The 22,144-nt window shown below is 66.8% G+C and carries 21 protein-coding genes; 12 read left to right on the forward strand and 9 right to left on the reverse strand.

Annotated elements, in window-relative coordinates; genetic code table 11:
• Positions 1-41: 41 nt before the first annotated feature.
• The gene (locus tag EV147_RS01235) at positions 42-968 is read left to right on the forward strand and encodes an alpha/beta hydrolase (protein ID WP_130389317.1); all 927 of its coding nucleotides are present in this window, start codon (positions 42-44) and stop codon (positions 966-968) included.
• 83 nt (positions 969-1,051) lie between these two features.
• Here EV147_RS01235 and EV147_RS01240 read toward each other — a convergent pair whose 3' ends face one another.
• Genes EV147_RS01240 through EV147_RS01250 form a run of 3 tightly spaced genes read right to left on the reverse strand, consistent with a single transcriptional unit; the run spans position 1,052 to position 4,070 of the window.
• Positions 1,052-1,921, reverse strand: a complete 870-nt coding sequence (locus EV147_RS01240) for an NAD(P)-dependent oxidoreductase (protein ID WP_130389318.1) — start codon at positions 1,919-1,921, stop codon at positions 1,052-1,054.
• A gap of 29 nt (positions 1,922-1,950) precedes the next feature.
• A complete protein-coding gene (locus EV147_RS01245) occupies positions 1,951-3,102 on the reverse strand; it encodes a methyltransferase (protein WP_130389319.1) in 1,152 nt (383 codons plus the stop codon).
• A 26-nt stretch (positions 3,103-3,128) separates the two neighbouring features.
• Complete coding sequence (locus tag EV147_RS01250; protein WP_130389320.1) at positions 3,129-4,070, reverse strand: CysB family HTH-type transcriptional regulator; 942 nt, start codon at positions 4,068-4,070, stop codon at positions 3,129-3,131.
• 171 nt (positions 4,071-4,241) lie between these two features.
• Here EV147_RS01250 and EV147_RS01255 point away from each other — a divergent pair, with 171 nt between their 5' ends.
• From EV147_RS01255 to cobA, 7 genes are read left to right on the forward strand one after another with little or no spacing between them, the layout of a single operon-like run.
• Entirely contained in the window at positions 4,242-5,015 is a 774-nt protein-coding gene (locus EV147_RS01255; RefSeq protein WP_130389321.1) for a sulfite exporter TauE/SafE family protein, read from the forward strand.
• A gap of 31 nt (positions 5,016-5,046) precedes the next feature.
• On the forward strand, positions 5,047-6,729 hold the full coding sequence (locus EV147_RS01260; protein WP_130389322.1) for a nitrite/sulfite reductase: 1,683 nt from the start codon (positions 5,047-5,049) through the stop codon (positions 6,727-6,729).
• Positions 6,730-6,748: 19 nt separating this feature from the next.
• On the forward strand, positions 6,749-7,327 hold the full coding sequence (locus EV147_RS01265) for a DUF934 domain-containing protein (protein WP_130389323.1): 579 nt from the start codon (positions 6,749-6,751) through the stop codon (positions 7,325-7,327).
• Positions 7,324-8,133: a phosphoadenylyl-sulfate reductase gene (locus EV147_RS01270; protein WP_130389324.1), complete on the forward strand. Its 810-nt coding sequence runs from the start codon at positions 7,324-7,326 to the stop codon at positions 8,131-8,133. The genes EV147_RS01265 and EV147_RS01270 overlap by 4 nt, the downstream gene beginning before the upstream one ends.
• A gap of 26 nt (positions 8,134-8,159) precedes the next feature.
• Positions 8,160-9,131: a sulfate adenylyltransferase subunit CysD gene (gene cysD, locus EV147_RS01275; RefSeq protein WP_130391148.1), complete on the forward strand. Its 972-nt coding sequence runs from the start codon at positions 8,160-8,162 to the stop codon at positions 9,129-9,131.
• A 25-nt stretch (positions 9,132-9,156) separates the two neighbouring features.
• Positions 9,157-10,461, forward strand: a complete 1,305-nt coding sequence (locus EV147_RS01280) for a sulfate adenylyltransferase subunit 1 (RefSeq protein WP_130389325.1) — start codon at positions 9,157-9,159, stop codon at positions 10,459-10,461.
• A gap of 39 nt (positions 10,462-10,500) precedes the next feature.
• The gene (gene cobA / locus EV147_RS01285; RefSeq protein ID WP_130389326.1) at positions 10,501-11,265 is read left to right on the forward strand and encodes a uroporphyrinogen-III C-methyltransferase; all 765 of its coding nucleotides are present in this window, start codon (positions 10,501-10,503) and stop codon (positions 11,263-11,265) included.
• Positions 11,266-11,317: 52 nt separating this feature from the next.
• On the opposite strand, the gene EV147_RS01290 is transcribed toward cobA, so the two are convergent.
• Genes EV147_RS01290 through lptF form a run of 3 tightly spaced genes read right to left on the reverse strand, consistent with a single transcriptional unit; the run spans position 11,318 to position 13,982 of the window.
• On the reverse strand, positions 11,318-11,701 hold the full coding sequence (locus EV147_RS01290) for a sirohydrochlorin chelatase (protein WP_130389327.1): 384 nt from the start codon (positions 11,699-11,701) through the stop codon (positions 11,318-11,320).
• A complete protein-coding gene (gene lptG, locus EV147_RS01295) occupies positions 11,701-12,864 on the reverse strand; it encodes an LPS export ABC transporter permease LptG (RefSeq protein ID WP_130389328.1) in 1,164 nt (387 codons plus the stop codon). The genes EV147_RS01290 and lptG overlap by 1 nt, the downstream gene beginning before the upstream one ends.
• On the reverse strand, positions 12,861-13,982 hold the full coding sequence (lptF, locus tag EV147_RS01300) for an LPS export ABC transporter permease LptF (protein WP_130389329.1): 1,122 nt from the start codon (positions 13,980-13,982) through the stop codon (positions 12,861-12,863). Before lptF ends, lptG begins: the two co-directional genes overlap by 4 nt.
• A gap of 164 nt (positions 13,983-14,146) precedes the next feature.
• On the opposite strand from lptF, the gene EV147_RS01305 reads away from it, so the two are divergent.
• From EV147_RS01305 to EV147_RS01315, 3 genes are read left to right on the forward strand one after another with little or no spacing between them, the layout of a single operon-like run.
• The gene (locus tag EV147_RS01305; protein ID WP_130389330.1) at positions 14,147-15,673 is read left to right on the forward strand and encodes a leucyl aminopeptidase; all 1,527 of its coding nucleotides are present in this window, start codon (positions 14,147-14,149) and stop codon (positions 15,671-15,673) included.
• Between the two features lie 34 nt (positions 15,674-15,707).
• The gene (locus EV147_RS01310; RefSeq protein ID WP_130389331.1) at positions 15,708-16,142 is read left to right on the forward strand and encodes a DNA polymerase III subunit chi; all 435 of its coding nucleotides are present in this window, start codon (positions 15,708-15,710) and stop codon (positions 16,140-16,142) included.
• Positions 16,139-16,636: a DUF2486 family protein gene (locus tag EV147_RS01315; protein WP_130389332.1), complete on the forward strand. Its 498-nt coding sequence runs from the start codon at positions 16,139-16,141 to the stop codon at positions 16,634-16,636. Before EV147_RS01310 ends, EV147_RS01315 begins: the two co-directional genes overlap by 4 nt.
• A gap of 63 nt (positions 16,637-16,699) precedes the next feature.
• Here the strand turns inward: EV147_RS01315 and ilvD are convergent, their stop codons facing one another.
• Entirely contained in the window at positions 16,700-18,373 is a 1,674-nt protein-coding gene (gene ilvD / locus EV147_RS01320; RefSeq protein ID WP_130389333.1) for a dihydroxy-acid dehydratase, read from the reverse strand.
• A gap of 184 nt (positions 18,374-18,557) precedes the next feature.
• Here ilvD and lgt point away from each other — a divergent pair, with 184 nt between their 5' ends.
• The gene (gene lgt / locus EV147_RS01325) at positions 18,558-19,373 is read left to right on the forward strand and encodes a prolipoprotein diacylglyceryl transferase (protein WP_130391149.1); all 816 of its coding nucleotides are present in this window, start codon (positions 18,558-18,560) and stop codon (positions 19,371-19,373) included.
• Between the two features lie 92 nt (positions 19,374-19,465).
• On the opposite strand, the gene EV147_RS01330 is transcribed toward lgt, so the two are convergent.
• The gene (locus tag EV147_RS01330; RefSeq protein WP_130389334.1) at positions 19,466-20,515 is read right to left on the reverse strand and encodes a M48 family metallopeptidase; all 1,050 of its coding nucleotides are present in this window, start codon (positions 20,513-20,515) and stop codon (positions 19,466-19,468) included.
• A gap of 2 nt (positions 20,516-20,517) precedes the next feature.
• Positions 20,518-21,618 carry a YjgN family protein gene (locus EV147_RS01335; RefSeq protein ID WP_130389335.1) on the reverse strand — a complete coding sequence of 367 codons (1,101 nt, stop codon included), beginning with the start codon at positions 21,616-21,618 and terminating at the stop codon, positions 20,518-20,520.
• Between the last annotated feature and the right edge of the window lie 526 nt (positions 21,619-22,144).

Here is a 22,144-nt window from a genome sequence, read left to right on the forward strand (position 1 = left end):
CACGCGGTGCCGCCGCGCTTTTCCCACCGGAGCCGAGAGCCATGTCCGCCGAGCCGACCCTCGACCTGTCTGCCGCCGCCAGCCTTGCGTCGCTGGCCGCCCTGCCATCGCAGGAGCCTGCGTTTTACGCCCAGGCCTACGACAATCGCGCCAACGTGCCGGACAACGCCGTGCACATGGCGCGCTGGGCCGCGGATTCGGCGCTGGTGCGCGCCGGGGCGGTCACCTATTTCGAGAACCTGGCGTATGGGGAAGCCGCCAGCGAGACGCTCGACTATTTCCCGGCCAGTTCCATTGACGATGACACCCCGCCGCCGCTGCTGGTATTCGTGCACGGCGGCTACTTCCGGGCGCTCGACAAGCGCGACCACAGCTTCGTGGCCAGCGTGCCGACGCGGCGCGGGGTCTCGGTGGCCGTCATCAACTACGCGCTGTGTCCCGCCGTCAGCGTGGAGACGATCGTGCGTCAGGTGTTGCAGTCGGTGGCCTGGCTCTACCGGGAGTCCGAGCGGCTGGGGCACGACCGCCGGCGCATCTTCGTAGCCGGCCACTCGGTAGGCGGCCATCTGGTGGCGATGCTGCTGGCGGCGCAATGGCCGAAACTCGATCCCGATCTGCCGGCGGACGTCATCAAGGGCGGCCTGTCGATCAGCGGGCTGTATGACCTCGAACCGCTGCGCCGTACCGGCTTCCTGCAGTCCGACCTGCAACTGACCGAGGCCGATGTGGCGCGCCTGTCGCCGGCCTACATGCCACCGGCCACGCGCGCGCCGCTGATCACGGCCGTGGGTGAACTGGAATCGTCCGAATACCACCGCCACAACGCGCTGATCCGCGCCGCCTGGCCCGACAACGTGCGCGAGGACATCGCGCTGCCGGGCCGGCACCATTTCAATGTCATGGATGATCTGATGCGGGACGACAGCGCGCTGTCACGCGCGCTGTTGGGGATGATTGCGGGGGTGTGAATCCTCGACTCCCCCGGATGGTTTGTTCCCCTCTCCCGCTCGCGGGAGAGAGGAGAAAGACACAGCGGGAAGGGCGCGGATAACTACCCTTTCAACTCCAGCACCTTCAACAACGACGACGTATCGTCTCGTCCCCAGTCCTGCCGCATCAACTCGACCAGTTGCGCCGAAGTCGCGCGCATCGCCGGCAGGTCGATACCCAGCTCTCCGGCCAGATCCGCTGCCAGCCCGAAGTCCTTGGCATGCAGCCGTGACTCGATGCCGGCCGCGAAGTCGCGGGCGACCATTTTCGGGCCCATCATGTCGAGCATGCGGCTGCCGGCCAGGCCGGTGGACATGGCCTGGAAGACCTTGCCGGTGTCCACGCCCTGCGCGCCGGCAAAGCGCATCGCCTCGGCAATACCTTCGATGTTCACCACCTGCGCAATCTGGTTGCAGAGCTTGGCCACCTGACCGGCGCCGTTCTCGCCGATGTGCGTGATGGTCTTGCCGAGACACTCCAGCAGCGGCCGCACTTTTTCAAGATTTTCCGATTTACCGCCGACCATGATGGTCAGCGTGGCGGCCTGCGCGCCCACGGTGCCGCCCGAGACCGGGCAGTCGAGCGCCTCGATGCCCTTTGCCGCCAGCGCCTGGGCGATCTCGCGCGTGACGATTGGCGAGATCGTGCTGTGGTCGATGCAGATGGTGCCCGGCGCGGCGCCTTCCACCACGCCGTCCCGGCCCAGCAGCACCTCGCGCACATCGTCGGACGAGGTCACGTTGGTGAACACCACGGCGGCGCCGCGTGCGGCCTCGGCGGGTGTGAAGAACGGTTCGGCGCCGAGTTGGCGCGCGGCGTCGGCTGCCTCGGGGCGGCGTACGTAGGCGCGCACCGTGTGGCCGGCGCGGATCAGGTGGCCGACCATCGGGGCGCCCATCGCGCCCAGGCCGATAAATGCAACGGTGGTCATCGGAATTCTCTCAATGGATCGGAAAAACGCTACTTCGCGGCGAGTCGCCACAGCGACGTGACTTCGGCCTTGCGCGCGGCGTGCAGCGGATCGTCGGCGTCGGCCGCCTTGGGATGGCGCGGGCGGATGTCCAGGCGGCCCAGCACCTTCAGGCCCGCCGCCTCGATCCAGCCCAGCAGTTCGTCGCGCGAACGCAGGCCCAGGTGCTCGGCAAAGTCCGACAGGATCAGCCAGCCTTCGCCGCCCGGCTCCAGATGCGCCGCCAGCCCGCTCAGGAAGCCGCGCAGCATGCGGCTGTCGGGGTCGAACACCGCGTGCTCGATCGGCGAACTGGGCCGGCCCGGCACCCAGGGCGGGTTGCAGACGATCAGCGGCGCGCGGCCTTTGGGGAACAGGTTGGCGTCCACGATCTCCACGTCGCCGTCCAGGCCCAGCCGCTCGATGTTCTCACGCGCGCAGCCCAGTGCGCGCACGTCCTGGTCGGTGCCCACCACGCGGCGCACGCCGCGCTGGGCCAGCAGGGCGGCCAGCACGCCGGTGCCGGTGCCGATGTCGAAGGCCAGCGTGTCGGACGGCAGCGGCGCCTTGGCGACCAGTTCCAGATACTCGCCGCGCACCGGCGAGAACACGCCGTACCACGCGTGGATGCGCTCGCCGAGCATCGGGATCTCGACGCCCTTCTTGCGCCACTCGTAGGCGCCGATCAGGCCGAGCAGCTCGCGCATCGACGCCACATAGGGCGCGTCGGCCGTGCCGTAGACCTGTTCGCAGGCCTCGCTCACGTCCGGTGCGCGCCGCAGCGGCACCACGTGGCCAGCCTCGAACGGCAGCAGCAGCATGCCGAGCGTGCGCGCGCGCTGCGACTGGGCCAGCCGGTGCTTGTGGAACGCCTCGGTCAGGCTGGCCGGGGCCTTGTCCGCGCCGCGCGCCTTGCGTTGTGGCTTCTTGTCCACGCGTCGCGCCATGGCCTGCAGCAGTTGCCGGGCATTCTGGAAATCGCCGCGCCAGAGCAGGGCGGTGCCTTCGCTGGCAAGCCGGTAGGCGGTGTCGGCCGGCGTCTGGTCATCGGCAATCACCACGCGCCGGGGCGGCGGCACGCCGGCCTCGGAGCGCCAGACGGCGCTGTGGTCGGCGCCGTCTTCGGTCCAGTGGATCGTCGGGAGGGGTTGGGCAGGTGACATCTATATATATATATGTGTGGTGTGGCTTACAACTCGTACGCTTCGTGGTCGCCGGACATGGCTTGTTCGACGAGCTTGCGGTTCAGCGTGGGCGAGAACAGTTCGATGAAGGTGTAGACGAAGCTGCGCAGGTAGGCGCCCTGCTTGACCGCCAGATGGGTGACATTGGTGCCGAACAGGTGGCCCACCGGGATCGCGCGCAGGTTGCGGTCACGTTCGGGGTCGAAGGCCAGCCCCGCGACGATGCCGATGCCGAGCCCGATCTCGACATAGGTCTTGATCACGTCGGCGTCGATCGCTTCGAGGATGATGTCCGGCTCAAGCTGGCGCAGTTCGAATGCCTTGTCGATCTTGGGCCGCCCGGCAAAGTTCACGTCATAGGTGATCAGCGGGTAAGCAGCCAGATCGTCCAGCGTCAGGTGTTTCTTCTCCAGCAGCGGATGGTCGGCTGGCGTAATCGCCACATGTTGCCATTGGTAGCCGGGCAGGGACACCAGCGCCTTGTCGCGCGAAATACCCTCGGTGGCAATGCCGATGTCGGCCTGGTCGTGCAGGATCATGTCGGCGATCTGCGTCGGCGTGCCCTGCTGGATCGACAGCCGCACCTTCGGATAGCGCTTGGTGAACTCGGCGATCACCCTGGGCAGGGCGTAGCGGGCCTGCGTGTGGGTCGTGGCGATCGTGAAGTTGCCCTGATCCTGCGCGGCGTAGTCCTTGCCGACGCGCTTCAGGCTCTCAACCTCCTGCAGGATCTTCTCGACCGATACCAGAATGCGCCGGCCGGGCTCCGTCAGGCTGCGAATGCGCTTGCCGTGGCGAGTGAAGATATCGACACCCAGCTCTTCTTCCAGCTCGATGATCGCCTTGGACACGCCGGGTTGTGATGTATAGAGCGCTTTAGCGGCTTCGGTCAGGTTGTAGTTCTGCCGGACGGCCTCGCGCACGAAGCGAAACTGGTGGAGATTCATATAACTTCGCTCGTATAAACAAACAACTTCTTATTAGTTTGAGATATGAGGCGAGTTTATTACGATTCTCGAACTTTGTTAAACGCCCGCCTGCCCGAATTGCGTCCGCCGTCTGCCTGATCCAGGTGCAGCGGGCGCCGCCGGCGGGCCCAAGTCGAGAATAACGCCCCGATGTCCCTTGCCTTCACCGTCTCCGGTCTGCTGGTAGGTATCCTGGTCGGCCTGACCGGGGTAGGCGGGGGCTCGCTCATGACGCCGCTGCTGACGCTGCTGTTCGGCTTTTCGCCGGCCACCGCCGTGGGCACCGACCTGGCTTTCGCGGCCATCACCAAGGGTTTCGGCACGATTGCCCACCGCGCGCACGGCCATGTGCAGTGGGCGGTGGTGCGGCGCCTCTGCCTCGGCAGCCTGCCCACCGCCGTCATCGCCATCCTGGTGCTCAAGAGCGCGGGTGAGCTGAACGCCCAGTGGCTGCATGCGATCCGGCTGACGATTGGCGTCTCGGTGCTGCTGACCGTGGCGTCGCTGCTGTTCCGCAAGCAGATGCTGGCCTGGCTCGAACGCAACCCGCGCTACCAGCTCGAAGGCCGCCGGCAGGTGGTGGCAACCGTGGCCGTGGGCGCCGTGATCGGCGTGCTGGTCACGGTGTCGTCGATCGGTGCCGGCGCCGTGGGCGCGACGCTGATCCTGCTGCTGTACCCCCATATGAAGCCGGCCGAAGTGGCGGGCACCGATATCGCTTACGCCGTGCCGCTCACGGCCGTGGCCGGGCTGGGCCACGTGTGGCTTGGCACCGTGGACTGGAATTTGTTGCTGGCGCTGCTGGTGGGCTCGATCCCCGGCATCTGGCTCGGCGCGCAACTCTCGCGCAAGCTGCCCGAGCGGCTCGTGCGCGCCGCACTGGCGACCACGCTGACGCTGGTCGCCATCAAGCTCGTTTCCTAAGCATTCAACGAATACTGAACGGACCCACACCATGTATCAGTACGATCAATACGACCAGCGCATTGTCCAGGAACGTGTCGCCCAGTTCCGCGACCAGGTTCGCCGCCGCGTGGCGGGTGAGCTGCCTGAAGAGGAATTCCTGCCGCTGCGCCTGCAGAATGGCCTGTACATGCAGCGCCATGCCTACATGCTGCGCGTGGCCATTCCGTACGGCCTGCTGGCGTCGAAGCAACTGCGCATGCTGGCCCATATCGCCCGCGAGTACGACCGCGGCTATGGCCATTTCTCCACGCGCCAGAACATCCAGTACAACTGGATGGAACTGGAACGCGTGCCCGACGTGCTGGCTGACCTGGCCAGCGTGGAAATGCACGGCATCCAGACCTCGGGCAACTGCGTGCGCAACATCACGACCGACCAGTTCGCCGGCGTGACCCCGGACGAGTCGGTGGACCCGCGCGTGCTGGCCGAACTGCTGCGCCAGTGGAGCACGTTCCAGCCCGAGTTCGCCTTCCTGCCGCGCAAGTTCAAGATTGCGATCTCGGCCACCAAGGACGACCGCGCCGTGGTGCAGATGCATGACATCGGCATCTACGCCTACCAGAACGAGCAGGGCGAGACGCGCCTGCGCATCCTGGCCGGCGGCGGCCTGGGCCGCACGCCGATCCTGGGCACGATCATCAAGGAAGACCTGCCGTGGCAGCACATGCTGACCTACGTGGAATCCGCGATCCGCGTGTACAACCGCTATGGCCGCCGCGACAACAAGTACAAGGCCCGCATCAAGATCCTGGTGAAGGCCATCGGCGCCGAGAAGTTCGCCGCCGAGGTCGAGGAAGAGTGGCAGTTCAGCAAGGACGGCCCCGGCACGCTGACGCAGGCCGAGTTCGACCGCGTGGCGCAGTACTTCCAGCCGCCCGCCTATGAAAAGCTGGCCGACACCGATGCCTCGTACGAAAAGCACCTGCTGGAGAGCAAGGCGTTCGCGCGCTGGGTAAGCCGCAACGTGCGCGCCCACAAGGTGCCGGGCTACGCCTCGGTCACGCTGTCGACCAAGCCGGGTCCGGTCTCGCCTCCGGGCGACGCCACCGATGCCCAGATGGATACCGTGGCCGACCTGGCCGACCGCTACGGGTTTGGCGAGCTGCGCGTGGCGCACGAGCAGAACCTGGTGCTGCCGGACGTGCGCAAGAAAGACTTGTTCGCGCTGTGGGAAGAAGCGAAGCTGGCTGGCCTGGCCACGGCCAACATCGGCCTGCTGACCGACATCATCGCCTGCCCGGGCGGCGATTTCTGCTCGCTGGCCAACGCCAAGTCGATTCCGATCGCGCTGGCGATCCAGGAGCGCTTCGACGACCTCGACTACGTCTACGACCTGGGCGAGGTTTCGCTGAACATCTCGGGCTGCATCAACGCCTGCGGCCACCACCACGTCGGCAACATCGGCGTGCTGGGCGTCGACAAGGACGGTTCCGAGTGGTACCAGGTCACGCTGGGCGGCGCCCAGGGCAATGACTCGGCCATCGGCAAGGTGATCGGACCTTCGTTCAGCGCCGAGGAAATGCCCGAAGTGGTGGCGCGCATCATCGACACGTTCGTGGCGCACCGCGCCGGCGACGAGCGCTTCATCGACACGTTCGCCCGCATCGGCATTGCGCCGTTCAAGGAGCGCGTGTACGCCGACAAGCAGCGCGAAGAGCGCGCCACGGCCTGACGAACGGGAGAGACTGAACATGGCAAAGATCATTCAACTGCAACGCGACGACGCGGGCCAATTCCGTCCGGTCATCGTGGAAGACCATTGGACCGTGCTGCGCGGCACCGAAGAGCATCCGCTGGACGAGGCCCGCATCGCCGCCGCGGCGCAGGGCGGCAATGCCGTGCTGTTCCCGCTGGCCGTCTGGAAGGCCAACGAGGCCCTGCTGGCCGGCCGCGAGGCCGCCATCACCGGCGTCTGGCTGGCCCCGGAAGACGAACCGGGCGATGCCGAGGCGTTCTTCGGCCGCGTCTCGCTGGTGGCGGTGGACTTCCCGGTGTTCCGCGATGGCCGCGGCTTCTCGTCGGCCTACCTGCTGCGCACGCGCTACCACTGGGCCGGCCAGCTGCGCGCCATCGGCGACGTGCTGCGCGACCAGCTGAACTTCATGAAACGCTGCGGTTTCGACGCGTTCGCCGTGCGGGCAGACCGCAACATCGACGACGCGATCAAGGGCTTCACCGAGTTCACGGTGGCGTACCAGGCATCCGTGGACGAGCCGCTGCCGCTGTTCCGCCGTGCCCGCGCCGATGTGACCGCGCAAGGTTCCGCATGAGCACGATTTCCGAGATCCCTGTCATCGAGGCCGAGGCTGTGCCCCAGGTGTCGCCACTGCGCCCCCCAGCGCTGTGGACGATGCCGCTCTATACGGGCTCGATCGAGGCGCTCGAAGCCAAGGAGCGCGCGCTGGCCGAACGGCTGGCGGGCATCGCCGCGCGGTTCTACCGGGCGCGCTTTGCCACCAGCCTGGCGGCCGAAGACATGGTGCTGACCGACGCGATCCTGCGCGGCGGCGACGCCGTACGGGCCGGCATCCGCGTTTTCACGCTGAACACGGGCCGCCTGCACGCCGAGACGCTGGCCGTGCTGGACGACGTGCAGGCCCACTACGGCTACACCGTCGAGCAATTCACGCCGGACGCCGAGGCGGTGGAGAACTACCTCCACAACCACGGCCTGAACGCGATGTACGACAGCGTGGACCTGCGCAAGAGCTGCTGCGGCATCCGCAAGGTGGAGCCGCTGAACCGCGCGCTCTCGCACGCCGACGCCTGGATGACCGGCCAGCGCCGCGAGCAGGCCGTGACGCGCGCCGAGCTGCCGTTCGAAGAGCTGGACGAGGCGCGCGGCATCCCCAAGTTCAATCCGCTGGCGGACTGGACCGAGCCCGAGGTGTGGGCCTACCTGACGCGCCACAACGTGCCGGTCAATGCGCTGCACGCCAAGGGCTACCCGAGCATCGGCTGCGAGCCGTGCACGCGGGCAGTCAAAGCCGGTGAGGACGTGCGAGCCGGCAGATGGTGGTGGGAGAGCAAGGATTCGAAAGAGTGCGGGCTCCACGAGCAGAACATCAAGCATTGAACGAAATACCAGAGGCCGATAACGACATGGGCATCATGAACGACATCGCAGACGCAGGCGTGGCCGCCAACGTGGAACACCTGCTGCAGGTCCAGAACGACCACCTCGACCGGCTCGAAGCCGAATCGATCTACATCATCCGCGAGGTGGTGGCCGAGTGCCGCAACCCGGCGCTGCTGTTCTCGGGCGGCAAGGACTCGATCGTCATGCTGCACCTGGCGCTGAAGGCGTTCCGCCTGGGCGAGCGCAAGGTTGAGCTGCCGTTCCCGCTGGTCCATATCGACACCGGCCACAACTACCCCGAGGTGATCGCCTTCCGCGACCAGCGCGTGGCCGAACTGGGCGCGCGCCTGGTGGTGGGCCACGTGGAGGATTCGATCAAGCGCGGCACGGTGCGCCTGCGCAAGGAAACCGATTCGCGCAACGCCGCGCAGGCCGTGACGCTGCTGGAGACCATCGAGGCGCACAAGTACGACGCGCTGATGGGCGGTGCCCGCCGCGACGAAGAGAAGGCCCGCGCCAAGGAGCGCATCTTCTCGTTCCGCGACGAGTTCGGCCAGTGGGACCCGAAGGCCCAGCGCCCGGAACTGTGGAGCCTCTATAACGCCCGCATGGCCCCCGGCGAGCAGATGCGCGTGTTCCCGATCTCGAACTGGACCGAGCTCGACGTGTGGCAGTACATCGCCCGCGAGAACCTGGCCCTGCCGCCGATCTACTACGCCCACCAGCGCGAAGTGGTGCGCAAGAACGGCCTGCTGGTGCCGGTCACGCCGATCACGCCGAAGCAGGACGGCGATGTCAGCGAAGTGATGTCGGTCCGCTTCCGTACCGTGGGTGACATCAGCTGCACCTGCCCGGTGGCCAGCGTTGCCGCGTCGCCGGTGGAAATCATCGCCGAGACGGCCGTGACCGAGATTACCGAGCGCGGTGCCACGCGCATGGACGACCAGACGTCCGAGGCGTCGATGGAACGCCGCAAGAAGGAAGGCTATTTCTGAGCCGCCGCAGCCAAGGAAACCGAACATGACACACCAATCCGCACACCAGGGCCTGCTGCGTTTCATCACCGCCGGGTCCGTCGATGACGGCAAGAGCACGCTGATCGGCCGCCTGCTGTTCGACAGCAAGGCCGTGCTGTCCGACCAACTGACCGCGCTGGCCAACGCCAAGAACAAGCGCACCGCCGGCGAGCAGATCGACTTCTCGCTGCTGACCGACGGCCTGGAGGCCGAGCGCGAGCAGGGCATCACGATCGACGTGGCGTATCGCTATTTCTCCACGGCGAGCCGCAAGTTCATCATTGCCGACACGCCGGGCCACGAGCAGTACACGCGCAACATGGTCACGGGCGCCTCCACGGCCCACGCGGCCATCGTGCTGGTGGACGCCACGCGCGTCACGGTCACCAACGGCCGTGCCGAACTGCTGGCCCAGACCAAGCGCCACTCGGCGATCCTGAAGCTGCTGGAGATCCAGCACGTGATCGTCGCCGTGAACAAGATGGACCTGGTCGACTACAGCGAGCAGCGTTTCAACGAGATCCGCACCGCCTACGCAGAACTGGCCGCGCAGCTGGGCCTCAAGGACGTGCTGTACGTGCCGGTGTCGGCGCTGCGTGGCGACAATATCGTGCATGCCAGCGACGCCATGCCGTGGTACCAGGGTGAGTCTTTGCTGCCGGTGCTCGAAGCGCTGCCGGTCGAAGACCTGGCCCCCGAGGGCGATGCCGCGCTGCGCTTCCCGGTGCAGCTCGTGGTGCGCCAGGACGGCGCTGCGGCCGACGATTTCCGTGGCTATGCCGGCCGCCTGGAAGCGGGCACGGTGCGCGTGGGCCAGAAGCTGCGCGTGCTGCCGGCCAACCGCGAAGCCGTGGTGGCCGAGGTGCTCACGCCGAACGGCTCGGCCGAGTCGGCCAACGCGGGCGATACGGTCACGGTGCGGTTGTCGGAAGACGTGGATGTGTCACGCGGTGACATGTTCGTGGCGGCAGACGCCACGGCGGCGTCGGCGAAGAAGCTGACGGCTGACCTGTGCTGGTTCGACGACGAATCGCTGAACCCGGCGCGCAAGTACGTGCTCAAGCACACCACGGCCAGCGTGTTCGCCAAGGTGGCGGCCGTGGATCGCGTGCTCGACGTGCACACGCTGTCGCAGGAGACCGGCCGCCACGAGATCCGCCTGAACGATATCGGCTCGGTGCAGATCTCGCTGCAGAAGCCGATCGTCTGCGACACCTACGGCGATAACCCCGCGACGGGCGCGTTCGTGCTGATCGACGAAGCCACCAACCACACGGTGGCGGCGGGCATGATCCGTGCGTATGCCTGATATCGTCCGGAACGGACAGCGAGCGTGATGGTGATGGACATGGACAGGCAGCAGGGCAGGTCGGCGGGCAAGGTGTACCTGATTGGTGCAGGCCCCGGTGCGGCGGACCTCATTACGGTGCGCGGTGCACGGTTGCTGGGCGAAGCCCAGGTCGTGCTGCACGACGCGCTGGTGTCGCCCGAGATGCTCGCCTGGTGCCCCCAGGCCGAGCTGATCGAGGTGGGCAAGCGCTGCGGCCAGCGCTCCACGGCGCAACTGTTCATCAACCGCCAGATCGTGGATCTGGCGACCAAGCACGAACGGGTGGTGCGCCTGAAGGGCGGCGATCCGATGCTGTTCGGCCGCGCCGACGAAGAACTGCAGGCGCTGGAAGCGGCCGGTATCGAGTACGAGGTGGTGCCGGGCATCACGGCGGCGCTCGCCGCCGCCAGCGCCATCGGCCGCCCGCTGACCAAGCGCGGCGTGTCGCGCAGCGTGGCGTTTGCCACGCAGGCCAAGGCCGCCGACGCCATCGACGTGGAAGCCGACGTGAAGGCGGACACGATCGTCTATTACATGGGCCGCGACCAGGCCGCCAATATCGCCGCGCAACTGATCGCACGCGGCAAACCGGCCTCGACGCCCGCGTGGGTGGTGGAAGCCGCCACGACAGCGAAGCAACGCAGCCACCAGTTCACATTGAGCCAGATGGCCGCAGGCGAGGCGGCGCGTTGGATGGACCCGGTGCAACCGAGCCTGCTGATGATCGGGGAAGCGCTGGGGACAAGGGCGACGGAATTGGTGGAGTCGGAACGGGCGGCTTGATGGTTTGCTCCCCTCTCCCGCAAGGTGGGAGAGGGGAGCAGACCGCAGCAGTTCAAGCGTGACGGCTCATCGCCCCCACACAAAACCCCGCAATCGCATCCAGCACGCTATCCACCTCGCCGACCGCGCCAGTCGCCTGAATCTCGACGCCCGGATGCTTCGCCCGGCAATCCTCCACCAGTACCGGAAAATCGCGCCGCAGATGGCCGCCGACGCCGAAGAACACCGGCACCACGGTGATCCGCTGCGCCCCGGCGCTCGCCAGCTCATCCACCGCCTCGGCCAGCGACGGCGCCATCAGTTCCAGGAACGCCACCCGCACCGCCACATCAGGCTGCAGCGCCACCAGCCGCGCCTGGAGCCGGTCGAACGGCTCACGCCAGCGTGCATCGCGCGCGCCGTGGCCGAACAGGACGATGGCCCGGGCGGCGCCCATCAGTGACGATCCACCCAGCGCAGCGCCACCAGCGCCAGCGTCAGGTACAGCGTGCCGGGGACCAGCGCCGAGACGATCGGCGGCCACGTGTGCAGCAGGCCCACGTGCGAGAACAGCGTGTTCGACAGGTGGAACGACAGGCCCAGCATGATGCCGCCAAACACCTTCACACCCACCGCACCGGCGCGGGCGTGCAGGTAGGCGAACGGCAGCGCCAGCGCCACCATCACGAACAGCGTCAGCGGATAGACCACCTTCTTCCAGAACGCGATCTCGTAGCGCTGCGTGTCCTGCTTGTTGTCGCGCAGATGGCGGATATAGCGGAACAGGTCGAGCGTGGACATGCGCTCCGGCGTCACCAGCAGCACCGACAGGATCTGCGGCGTCAGTTCCGAGTGCATCACCATGTTCGGGAACAGCGCCTGCTCGGCGCGGAAGTCTGGCGCCAGCGCGTCGGGCTGCTTCGTTGCCTGGCCGTCGCGCAGCTCGATGAAACGGGTCTCGTTCACGTCATTGAGCTGCCACGCCTGGCCGCCCTGGTAGCGGCCTTCCTTGGCCACGCGGATCACGCGCAGGCGGTAGTCCTTGTCGAATTCGTAGATCGTGATGCCGTTGATCGACTGGTCCGGCTTCAGGCCCTGAACGTTGATGAAGCGCGTGATCTCGCCGGCGCCGCCGGGTGTGTTGTCGCGGTCGCGGTCCTTGACCCAGACGCCCGAACGGAAGCCCGACGACACCGTGGCCCCCACCGCCTCCAGCTTGATCTTCTGGGCGTACTGCTCGCCGGCCGGGCTGATGAACTCCCCGAACAGGAACGTGACGATCACCAGCGGGATGGCCAGCTTGAACAGCGAGAACAGCGCCTGCCGGGTGTTGAGGCCCGCCACGCGGAAGATCGTGTACTCGGACTGGCTGGCCAGTTGCGAGAACACGTAGATCGCACTGATCAGCAGCGCGATCGGCAGCACCTCGTAGATCCGTGTGGGTGCCTGTAGCATCACATGGATAAAGGCGATCAGCGACGTGTAGCCACCCTGCACGCTCTCCAGCTCGTTGAGCATGTCGAAGAATACGAACAGCGCCAGCACCGCGAACAAGATGAACGCGAACACGCCATAGATCAGCCGCGCGAAATAGCGCTCGTAGACGGCCAGTATCCTCATGCCTGGCCCCCGTTGCCGCCCTTGCGCTTGAGGCCGAACACGGCGCGCCAGCCGCCCAGGCTGCGGTTCTGGCGGTAGCGGAACAGCATCAGCGCGCACAGGAACACGAAGACGTGCAGCGGTACCAGGGCCGTCCAGAACGAGATCGAGCCCGAACGCACCCACGCCTGCGCCAGATTGATGGTGTTGCTATAGGTCAGGTAGATCAGCACGGCAAAGACCAGCGGCGTGTAGCGGCCCAGGCGCGGATTCACATACGCCAGCGGGATCGCGATCATCACGAAATTGAAGGCCAGGATTGGCAGCGACACCCGCCATAGCAATTCGGCCAGATTGTCGCGCGTGGGATTGCGCAGCAGTTCGATCGTGTCGCGGCTCTTGGCAGGCAGGTTGGCTTCGGCTTCAGGTGGAGAGTTATCCACTTTGACGGCGTACTTATCGAATTCGAGAATCCGATAGTCGAGCTGGCCCGGCACCCCGGCGTAGCGGCGGCCGTTTTCCATGATCACGAGCCGGTCGCCGTTGGGCTGGGTCTCGAACTGGCCCTGGTGCGACAGCGCCACGCCGATCTTGCCGGCCTCGGCATTGGCCACGAACACGTTGCGGGCGTGCTTCATGTCGGCGTCGATGCCTTCGATGAACAGCACGTAGTTGCCGTTGGCCGGCTCGATGAAGCGCCCCGAGGCGATCATCGACAGTACGCCGCGCTGCTGGAAGCGGTCGCGGAACGCCGCGCTCTGCTGGTTGGCCCACGGCCAGGCGAACATGCCCAGCAGCAGCGCCATGACGAAGAACGGCGTGGCGAACTGGAGTACCGGCTTGACGAGGTCGCGCAGCGAGATGCCGGCCGAGAACCACACCACCATCTCCGAATCCTTGTACCAGCGGGTCAGGACGATCAGCGTGGAAATGAACAGCGTGGCCGACAGCAGGATCGACAAGTAGCCAATGGTGGCCAGGCCGATCAGCATCAGCACGTCGTTGGGGCTGGCCTTGCCGTTGGCGGCCATGCCCAGGATGCGGATCACGAGCGACGTGAGCATGAACGTCAGCATCACCAGGAACACCGCACCGGCGGTGTAGGCGAGTTCGCGTCGCAGGGCTTGTTGAAAGATCATGCGGAATCGCTTCCGGCTTCCGGCCGGAACGGGCGATGTACCGGGGGCCGAGGGACTGGCAGGACCGCGTGCTGTCAGCTTGCAGGATCGGCGGCGGCAGATCGCGGATGAAAATCGCGGATAATGGGGGCTTTCTTTTCGACGAGCCCCTGGAAGGAAGCGCGATGGAATTTAGCACAAAAGCCCTGGATCTGAGCAAAGCCGGCCAAAATGGTTTCCTGGCCACGAAGTCCGACTGCCTCGTGGTGGGTCTGTTCGAGGGGCAGAACCTGGCCGGCGTGGCCAAGGCGCTGGATGTCGCCACCAAGGGGCTGGTGGCCCGCCTGGTCAAGCTGGGCGACTTCGAAGGCAAGCGCGGCACCCACCTGATGCTGCACGAGGTGGCCGGCATCGGCGCCGCCCGCGTGCTGCTGGTGGGCCTGGGCAAGGAAGCCGAGTTCGGCGACCGCGCCTTTGCCGAATCGGTGCGCACGGCCATGCGTGCCCTGGGCGGCACGCGTGCCGCCTCGGCCCTGTGGTGCCTGACCCAGCCGCCGGCCCAGCGCGACATGGCCTGGGCCGTGATCACCACGATCACCCTCGTGCGCGACGCCGGCTACCGCCTGCTGGAACGCCATCCCGAGCTCAAGCGCGCCCCGCGCGGCCCGGCGGCCGAGAAGCCCGCGCTGCGCAAGATCGTGCTGGCCGTGGAATCGAGCGACGCCAAGGCCGCCACGCAAGGCGTGGTGCGCGGCATCGCCATCGCCAACGGCATGGAACTGTCGCGCGACCTGGGCAACCTGCCGTCGAACATCTGCACCCCGACCTACCTGGCCAACGCCGCGCGCGGCATTGCCAAGCGCCACAAGCTCAAGGTGGAGATCCTGGGCCGCAAGCAGATCGAGGCGCTGAACATGGGCGCCTTCCTGGCCGTGACCCAGGGCAGCGTCGAGCCGCCGCAGTTCATCGTGCTGCGCTACGACGGCGCCGCCGCCAAGGCCGCGCCCGTGGTGCTGGTGGGCAAGGGCATCACCTTCGATACGGGCGGCATCTCGCTGAAGCCGGGCGAGGGCATGGACGAGATGAAGTACGACATGTGCGGCGCCGCCTCGGTGCTCGGCACCATCCAGGCAGTGGCCGAAATGGGCCTGAAGCTCAACGTGGTGGCCGTGGTGCCCACCTGCGAGAACATGCCGGCCGGCAACGCCACCAAGCCGGGCGACGTGGTGGTCAGCATGTCCGGCCAGACCATCGAGATCCTGAATACCGACGCCGAGGGCCGCCTGATCCTGTGCGACGCGCTGACTTACGTGGAGCGCTTCAAGCCGGCCGCCGTGGTGGACGTGGCGACGCTGACCGGCGCCTGCATCATCGCGCTGGGCCACGTGAACTCGGGCCTCTACGCGCGCAGCGACGTGCTGGCGGACCAGTTGCTCGACGCCGGCCGCAAGGCCATGGATACCGCCTGGCGCATGCCGCTGGACGAGGATTACCAGGACCAGCTCAAGTCGAACTTCGCCGACATGGCCAACATCGGCGGCCGTCCGGCGGGCAGCGTCACGGCGGCCTGCTTCCTGGCGCGCTACACCGAGAAGTACGACTGGGCCCACCTGGACATCGCCGGCACGGCCTGGAAGAGCGGCGCGGCCAAGGGCGCCACGGGCCGTCCGGTGCCGCTGCTGACGCAGTTCCTGATGGACCGCGCGGCGTAAGCCGCGAGGCCCGTTGCAAGCAAGGCAGCCCGGAATGACGCGCATCGATTTTCACAGCAACGTGCCGGACACCCTGGCCTACGTCTGCCGCCTGGTCCGCAAGGCCTACGGGGCAGGGCAGAAGGTGGTGGTGTATGGCGCGCCGCAGCAGTTGTCGCAGCTCGATGCGCGGCTGTGGTCATTCTCGCCGCTCGACTTCCTGCCGCATTGCGGGCTCGACAACCCCAATGCGGCGGTGACGCCGATCATCCTGGCCGCCTCGCTGGAACGCGTGCCGCACCACCAGCTGCTGGTCAACCTGACGCCCGAGGCGCCGGCGCAGTTCGCCAGTTTCGAGCGCATGATCGAGGTGATCGGCGCCTCGGCCGAGGCGCTGGAGGCGGGGCGCGAACGGTATCGCTTCTACCGCGAACGCGGCTATCCGCTTTCGCATCACGACATCGGGCAGGCCAAAGGAGAATCGGCATGAGCGAACGCACCACTTCGCGGGTCATTCCGCGGCTGGGCCCCCACGACAGCGTGCCGCTGCTGACCGAAGTGGTGGACCTGCCAGACGAGGTCTTCACGCCGCCTGCCGAGGCGCCGCGCCCGGAAGCGCCGGTCATCGACACGGCCGGCATGCCCGACTCGGGGCTGGTGACCAACGTGGGCGATACCGGTCCGGAGCCAATCCTGGATCTGCCGGAATCCGAACCGCCGGGGCTGTCCGAGGTGGAGCCTTACCTGGCCGGCGACGACGACATGCGCGCCATGCGCACCGAGCTGCTGACGCGCGTGATGATGCGCTTTCGCACCGAATGGCCGCAGGTGGTTGAGGCACACACCGAAGCCACGCTGCAAGCGCGCCTGGCGCCTTTGACGGCCCAGTTGGCAAGCGAGCTGACCCAGGCGCTGGAGGCCCGGCTGGTGGAATGGCTGGATGCGACGCTCGAAGAGATTGAAAGGGATCCGGGCGGGGTTTGATCTTTCCGTTTCCCTATGGTTTTGCTCCCCGCTCCCGCTTTGCGGGAGCGGGGAGAAACCCCCCTAATCCGTCACCGCTCCCTTGCTCGCCGTTGACGCCAGCCTGGCAAACTTTGCCAGCACTCCACGCGTGTAGCGCGGCCCGGGCTGCTTCCAGCCGGCGCGGCGGCGTGCCAGCTCGTCTTCCGGCACGTTCAGCTGCAGCAGCAGCTGCAATGCGTCGATCGTGATCGAATCGCCTTCCTGCACCAGCGCGATCGTGCCGCCCACGTACGCTTCGGGCGCGACGTGGCCGACCACCATGCCCCAGGTGCCACCCGAGAACCGCCCGTCGGTGATGAAGCCGACCGATTCCCCCAGACCCTTGCCGATGATCGCCGAGGTGGGTGCGAGCATTTCCGGCATGCCCGGGCCACCCTTCGGCCCCAGATAGCGCAGCACCAGCACGTCGCCGGGGCGGATGCGGTCCGCCAGGATGGCTTCCATCGCGCTGGCCTCGTCCTCGAACACGCGCGCGGGGCCGGTGATGACCGGGTTCTTGAGGCCGGTGATCTTGGCCACGGCGCCTTCCTCGGCCAGGTTGCCCTTGAGGATGGCCAGGTGGCCCTGCTTGTAGAGGGCGCGGTCCAGCGGCATGATCACGTCCTGGTCGGCGCGCGGCTGGTCGGCCACGTGCTCCAGTTCCTCGGCCAGCGTGCGGCCGGTGATGGTCATGCAGTCGCCGTGCAGCAGGCCGGCGTTCAGCAGGATCTTCATGACCTGCGGGATGCCGCCCGCGCGGTGCAGGTCGGTCGCCACGTATTCGCCAGACGGTTTGAGGTTGCAGATCACCGGCACGCGGCGGCGGATGCGCTCGAAATCGTCGATGGTCCATTCCACCTCGGCCGAGTGGGCGATGGCCAGGTAGTGCAGCACCGCGTTGGTGGAGCCCCCTGTGGCCATGATCAGCGACACGGCGTTCTCGATCGACTTGCGCGTGATGATGTCGCGCGGCTTGAGGTCCTTCTTGATGGCTTCCACGAGCACGCGGGCCGATTCGGCGGCACTGTCCACCTTCTCCTGGTCCGGGTTGGCCATGGTCGAGGAGTACAGCAGCGACATGCCGAGCGCCTCGAACGACGAACTCATCGTGTTGGCCGTGTACATGCCGCCGCACGAGCCGGTGCTGGGGCAGGCGTTGCGCTCCACGCCCTCGAAGTCTTCCTCGCTCATGCGCCCGGCCGTGAACTCGCCCACGGCCTCGAACGACGAGACGATGGTCAGGTCCTTGCCCTTCCAGTTGCCGGGCCGGATCGTGCCGCCATAGACATAGATGCCCGGCACGTTGATGCGGGCCAGCGCGATCATGCCGCCCGGCATGTTCTTGTCGCAGCCGCCGATCACGACCACCCCGTCCATCCACTGGCCCTGGGCGGCGGTCTCGATGCAGTCGGCAATCACCTCGCGCGAGATCAGCGAGTATTTCATGCCCTCGGTGCCCATCGACATGCCGTCCGAGATGGTGGGCGTGCCGAAAATCTGCGGATTGGCGTCGGCCGCGCGGATGGCGTCCACGGCGGCGTCGGCCAGGCGCTGCAGGCCGGCGTTGCAGGGCGTGATCGTCGAGTGGCCGTTGGCGACGCCCACCATCGGCTTGTCGAAGTCTTCCTTGCGATAGCCGAGCGCGTAATACATGGAGCGGTTGGGGGAGCGCGCCACGCCTTGGGTGATGTGCCGCGAACGCTTGTTGAACGCCATGGGACTGTCTCCGGGGGGTCGTTGTTGTGCCGGAAAGCATGCGCCCGGCGTCCGGGGGTGTCAAATGGTTCGCGGGACGGGGCCGGGGCGATTTGTGACATCATTACGCATCATCCGGCGCGCACAATGCCGGCGCGCGGCCCGTCCGCGCATGCCAACGATCTCAATCTCTTTCGTCTCGCCCATGCTCGTTCATCCGCAGTTCGACCCGATCGCCCTCCACCTCGGGCCGCTGGCCATCCGCTGGTACGGCCTGATGTACCTGGCCGGTTTCATCATGTTCCTGTGGTTCGGCCGGCTGCGGATCAAACAGCCGCATATCGCCGCGCGCGGCTGGGTCACGCGCGACCTCGACGACATGCTGTTCTACGGCGTGCTGGGCGTGATCCTGGGCGGCCGGCTCGGCTACGTGCTGTTCTACAAGCCGAGCTACTACCTGTTGCACCCGCTGGAGATCTTCAAGGTCTGGGAAGGCGGCATGGCCTTCCACGGCGGCTTCCTGGGCGTGCTGGTGGCGATGTGGGTGTTCGCCAAGGTACGGCGCCGGCACTGGATGGAAGTGACCGATTTCATCGCGCCGATGATTCCCTGCGGGCTGGCCGCCGGCCGGATCGGCAACTTCATCAACGGCGAACTGTGGGGCCGCCCGACCGACCTGCCGTGGGGCATGATCTTCCCGCAGGCCGGCGACAACATCCCGCGCCACCCGTCGCAGCTGTACCAGTTTGCGGGCGAAGGCGTGGCGCTGTTCATCATCCTGTGGCTGTTCTCGCGCAAGCCCCGCCCGATGGGTGCGGTGTCGGGCGTCTTCCTGATCGGCTACGGCTTCTTCCGCTTCATCGTCGAGTTCGCCCGCGAGCCCGATACCTTCCTGGGCCTGCTGGCGCTCAAGCTGTCGATGGGCCAGTGGCTGAGCCTGCCGATGATCCTGGCTGGCGTGCTGATGCTGGTCTGGGCCTACCGCCGCCAGGCCAACGGCGCCGCGGCTGGCGCCCGGTAAGTCTGCTTTGGTTTGCTCCCCTCTCCCTCCTGGAGAGGGGCCGGGGGAGAGGGCGGGCAGTTCAAATAGCCCCAGACGCCTGCCCCTACGCTTCAGCCGCCACCCCGGATCGCCTCGATCCGCTCCTTCGTCAGCGGATGGGTCGAGAAGAATCCCGCCTCCTCGTCGCCGGCAGCGTCCGCCGCCTGCCCGCCGCGCTTCGGGCCGTGCGCATCTTCCAGCGCCTGCAGCGCATCGGCCAGCGCGCCCACCGGCAGCCGGTTGTCCCGCATCACCTCCACTGCAAACGCGTCTGCTTCGCGTTCGTGTTCGCGCGAGTAATGCATCGACAGCACCGCCGCCGGCACCGTGGCGAGCAGCGCCGAGACATCGCCAAGCAGGTAGGTGGCCATGGCGCCCACCACGGAAGCCTGGAATACCTGCTGCAGCCCGTGCCGCTGGGACACGTGGCCGGCTTCGTGAGCCAGCACCCCCATCATCCCGGCGCCCGTGCCCACCAGCCTGACCAGTTCATCGGTCACGACGATGGTGCCGCCGGGCAGCGCCAGCGCGTTGGGGCCGATAGGCCCGCCCTGGCGGAACAGGATGCGGTAGTCGTGCGCGGGATCGTCGGGCCGGCGCAGCGCCGCGAAGTTGTCGCGGATACGCTGCTGATCGGCGGGCGGCAGCGCGCTGGGCTTGACCAGTCCTTCGTCGAGACTTTTCAGCGTGGCCTCGCCGAGCCGGGCTTCCAGCGAGGACGGTATCGTCCGTGCAACCAAAGCGGCGGTCCAGGGCAGCAGGTAGAAATAGGCAAGGACGACGAACGTGCCAATCCCGGCCAGCGACAGCAGCGCCAGCCGCCAGCTGTTCTGGGCGCGCGACACCAGCCCCTCGCGGTAGCCCGTGGCGGCCAGCATGGCGTCGAAGGGGGCGTGATCGGTGATTTCGCAGTACGCGCCGTCGTCGAACGTGACCAGCCGGGGGCCGCGCCGGATGCGCTCGGACACCCGCAGCGAGGCCAGTGCCGCGCGGCGCAGGACCGCGCCATCGGCGCCGCGCAGTTCGGCGTGGCCGTCGCCCACCGACACGGTCACCGGATGGGCACGCGACGAGTGCCCGTCGAAATAGCGCGCCGCCACGCCGGTTTGTGCCGAATCCATGGTCACAGTGCGATGTCGATGTCGTACCAGTCCACGGCGGCGTCGCCGAGCGCGCCAACCTGCTGCTGCTCGCCGGCCACGAACGCGTCGAGCGGGCCCGCGGCCAGCATGGTCATCGATTCCACGCGATAGCGGGCGGTCCGGACGCGGGCAAAGGGGTAGAAGAGGCCGAGCGTCAGGGCGGTCAGGATCAGGTTGGTCAGCACGATGCCGAACAGCCGGCCCACGCCCACGCTGCTCCGGAAGCGGTGCGGCGCCAGCGTGGTGTGATTCCAGACCAGGTTCTGCATCAGCGCCTGGAAGACCGGCGCCACCAGCAGCAGGCCGGCGTAGAGGCCAATCGTGATCGCGGCAAGGATCAGCACGATCACGCTGCCCGAAGTGCCGGTGGCGACCGAAGCAAATACGCTCACCAGCACGCTGCTTCCCAGCAGGCACAGCAGCGACAGGCCGGCGGTGACCAGATAAACCTGATAGAACTGTCCCACCCTGGCCTCGAACGCGAACGGCGCCGTGCCGAAGCGCGTGTTGTCGTGCTGGTACTGCTTGAGCCGCTGGTGTGCAAGCGGCCCGAGCAGCATCAGCGTCAGGCCGGTCAGGATCGGCCAGACCAGAAACACCATGTAGCCGCCCTTGTCGTCGCCCGTGAAGGCGAAGCGCAGGCCGCGATAGCTCGAATTGGCCATGCGGAAGCGCAGCGAGCGGACCAGCAGGAACGGGAACACCAGCGCGAGCGCCAGGGCCAGCAGCGCGCTCAGCCCCGCAGACACGGCGGCCACCGCCTGGTAGCCGATGAACAGGCCAAACACGATGGCGCGGCCCTTGAGGATCGCCGACGGCTTGCCGTGATAGTCAAACGTCGCGCCGTCGAGCCGCGTGCTGCGGTAGAAGTATTGCAGCGTGCGCACCTTGGCCCAGGCCGAATAGACGCCGAGCGTCACCACGGTCAGCAGCGTGTTGACGATCCAGATCCGGAAGAACTCCGAGCCCGATCCGGTGAAGGAGAACCGCAGCGGCTGCGGTTGGGGTTGCCGCGCGGCCGGTGTGGCGAAGCCGTTGTCGAACGTGTCGGCCGGCGTGGCGAAGGGATCTTCCGAATGCATGGACTTGACCTTTTACTGGTTAGGCGCGCTCTTGGATGACTGGACTGGCGCGTGTTTCAGATTTGCAACCGATTGGTCCGGCAATTTTATGCTTCCTGCCGCACATAAAAGCGTCGGAAAGTGTTGCAAGCGGCATAAATAACGGCAGTGTGGCTTGCAGACACTGTTCACCGCAGAAACTGTCTCGTAACGGATGAGAAACATCCTGTTACATGCGCTGCCAACTGTAACAAGTTCCTGTTCGTCCGCCTCAATGAAATCAACAGCTTAGCTGCCATGGCACGGTCCTCGCTATTAAGCCTGTTACAAGAATGGTCGGGACGCGCAAAGAGCGTCCGGCGAGCGGCAGACTGGGGAGGATGCCGCCGCACGACCGAAACAGGCCGAACGGGAAAGGCACGGGAAGATCCGCATCCTGAGATGGGTGCTTCAACGGGGTAGGCGCTGGGTCCGGCGCCGGCATCGACTACCGACCCACGCGTGCCAGGCACATCTTGCCGGGCACCGATGACCAGCGCCACTGTGG

The organism is Cupriavidus agavae (assembly GCF_004217045.1).
Taxonomy (GTDB): domain Bacteria; phylum Pseudomonadota; class Gammaproteobacteria; order Burkholderiales; family Burkholderiaceae; genus Cupriavidus; species Cupriavidus agavae.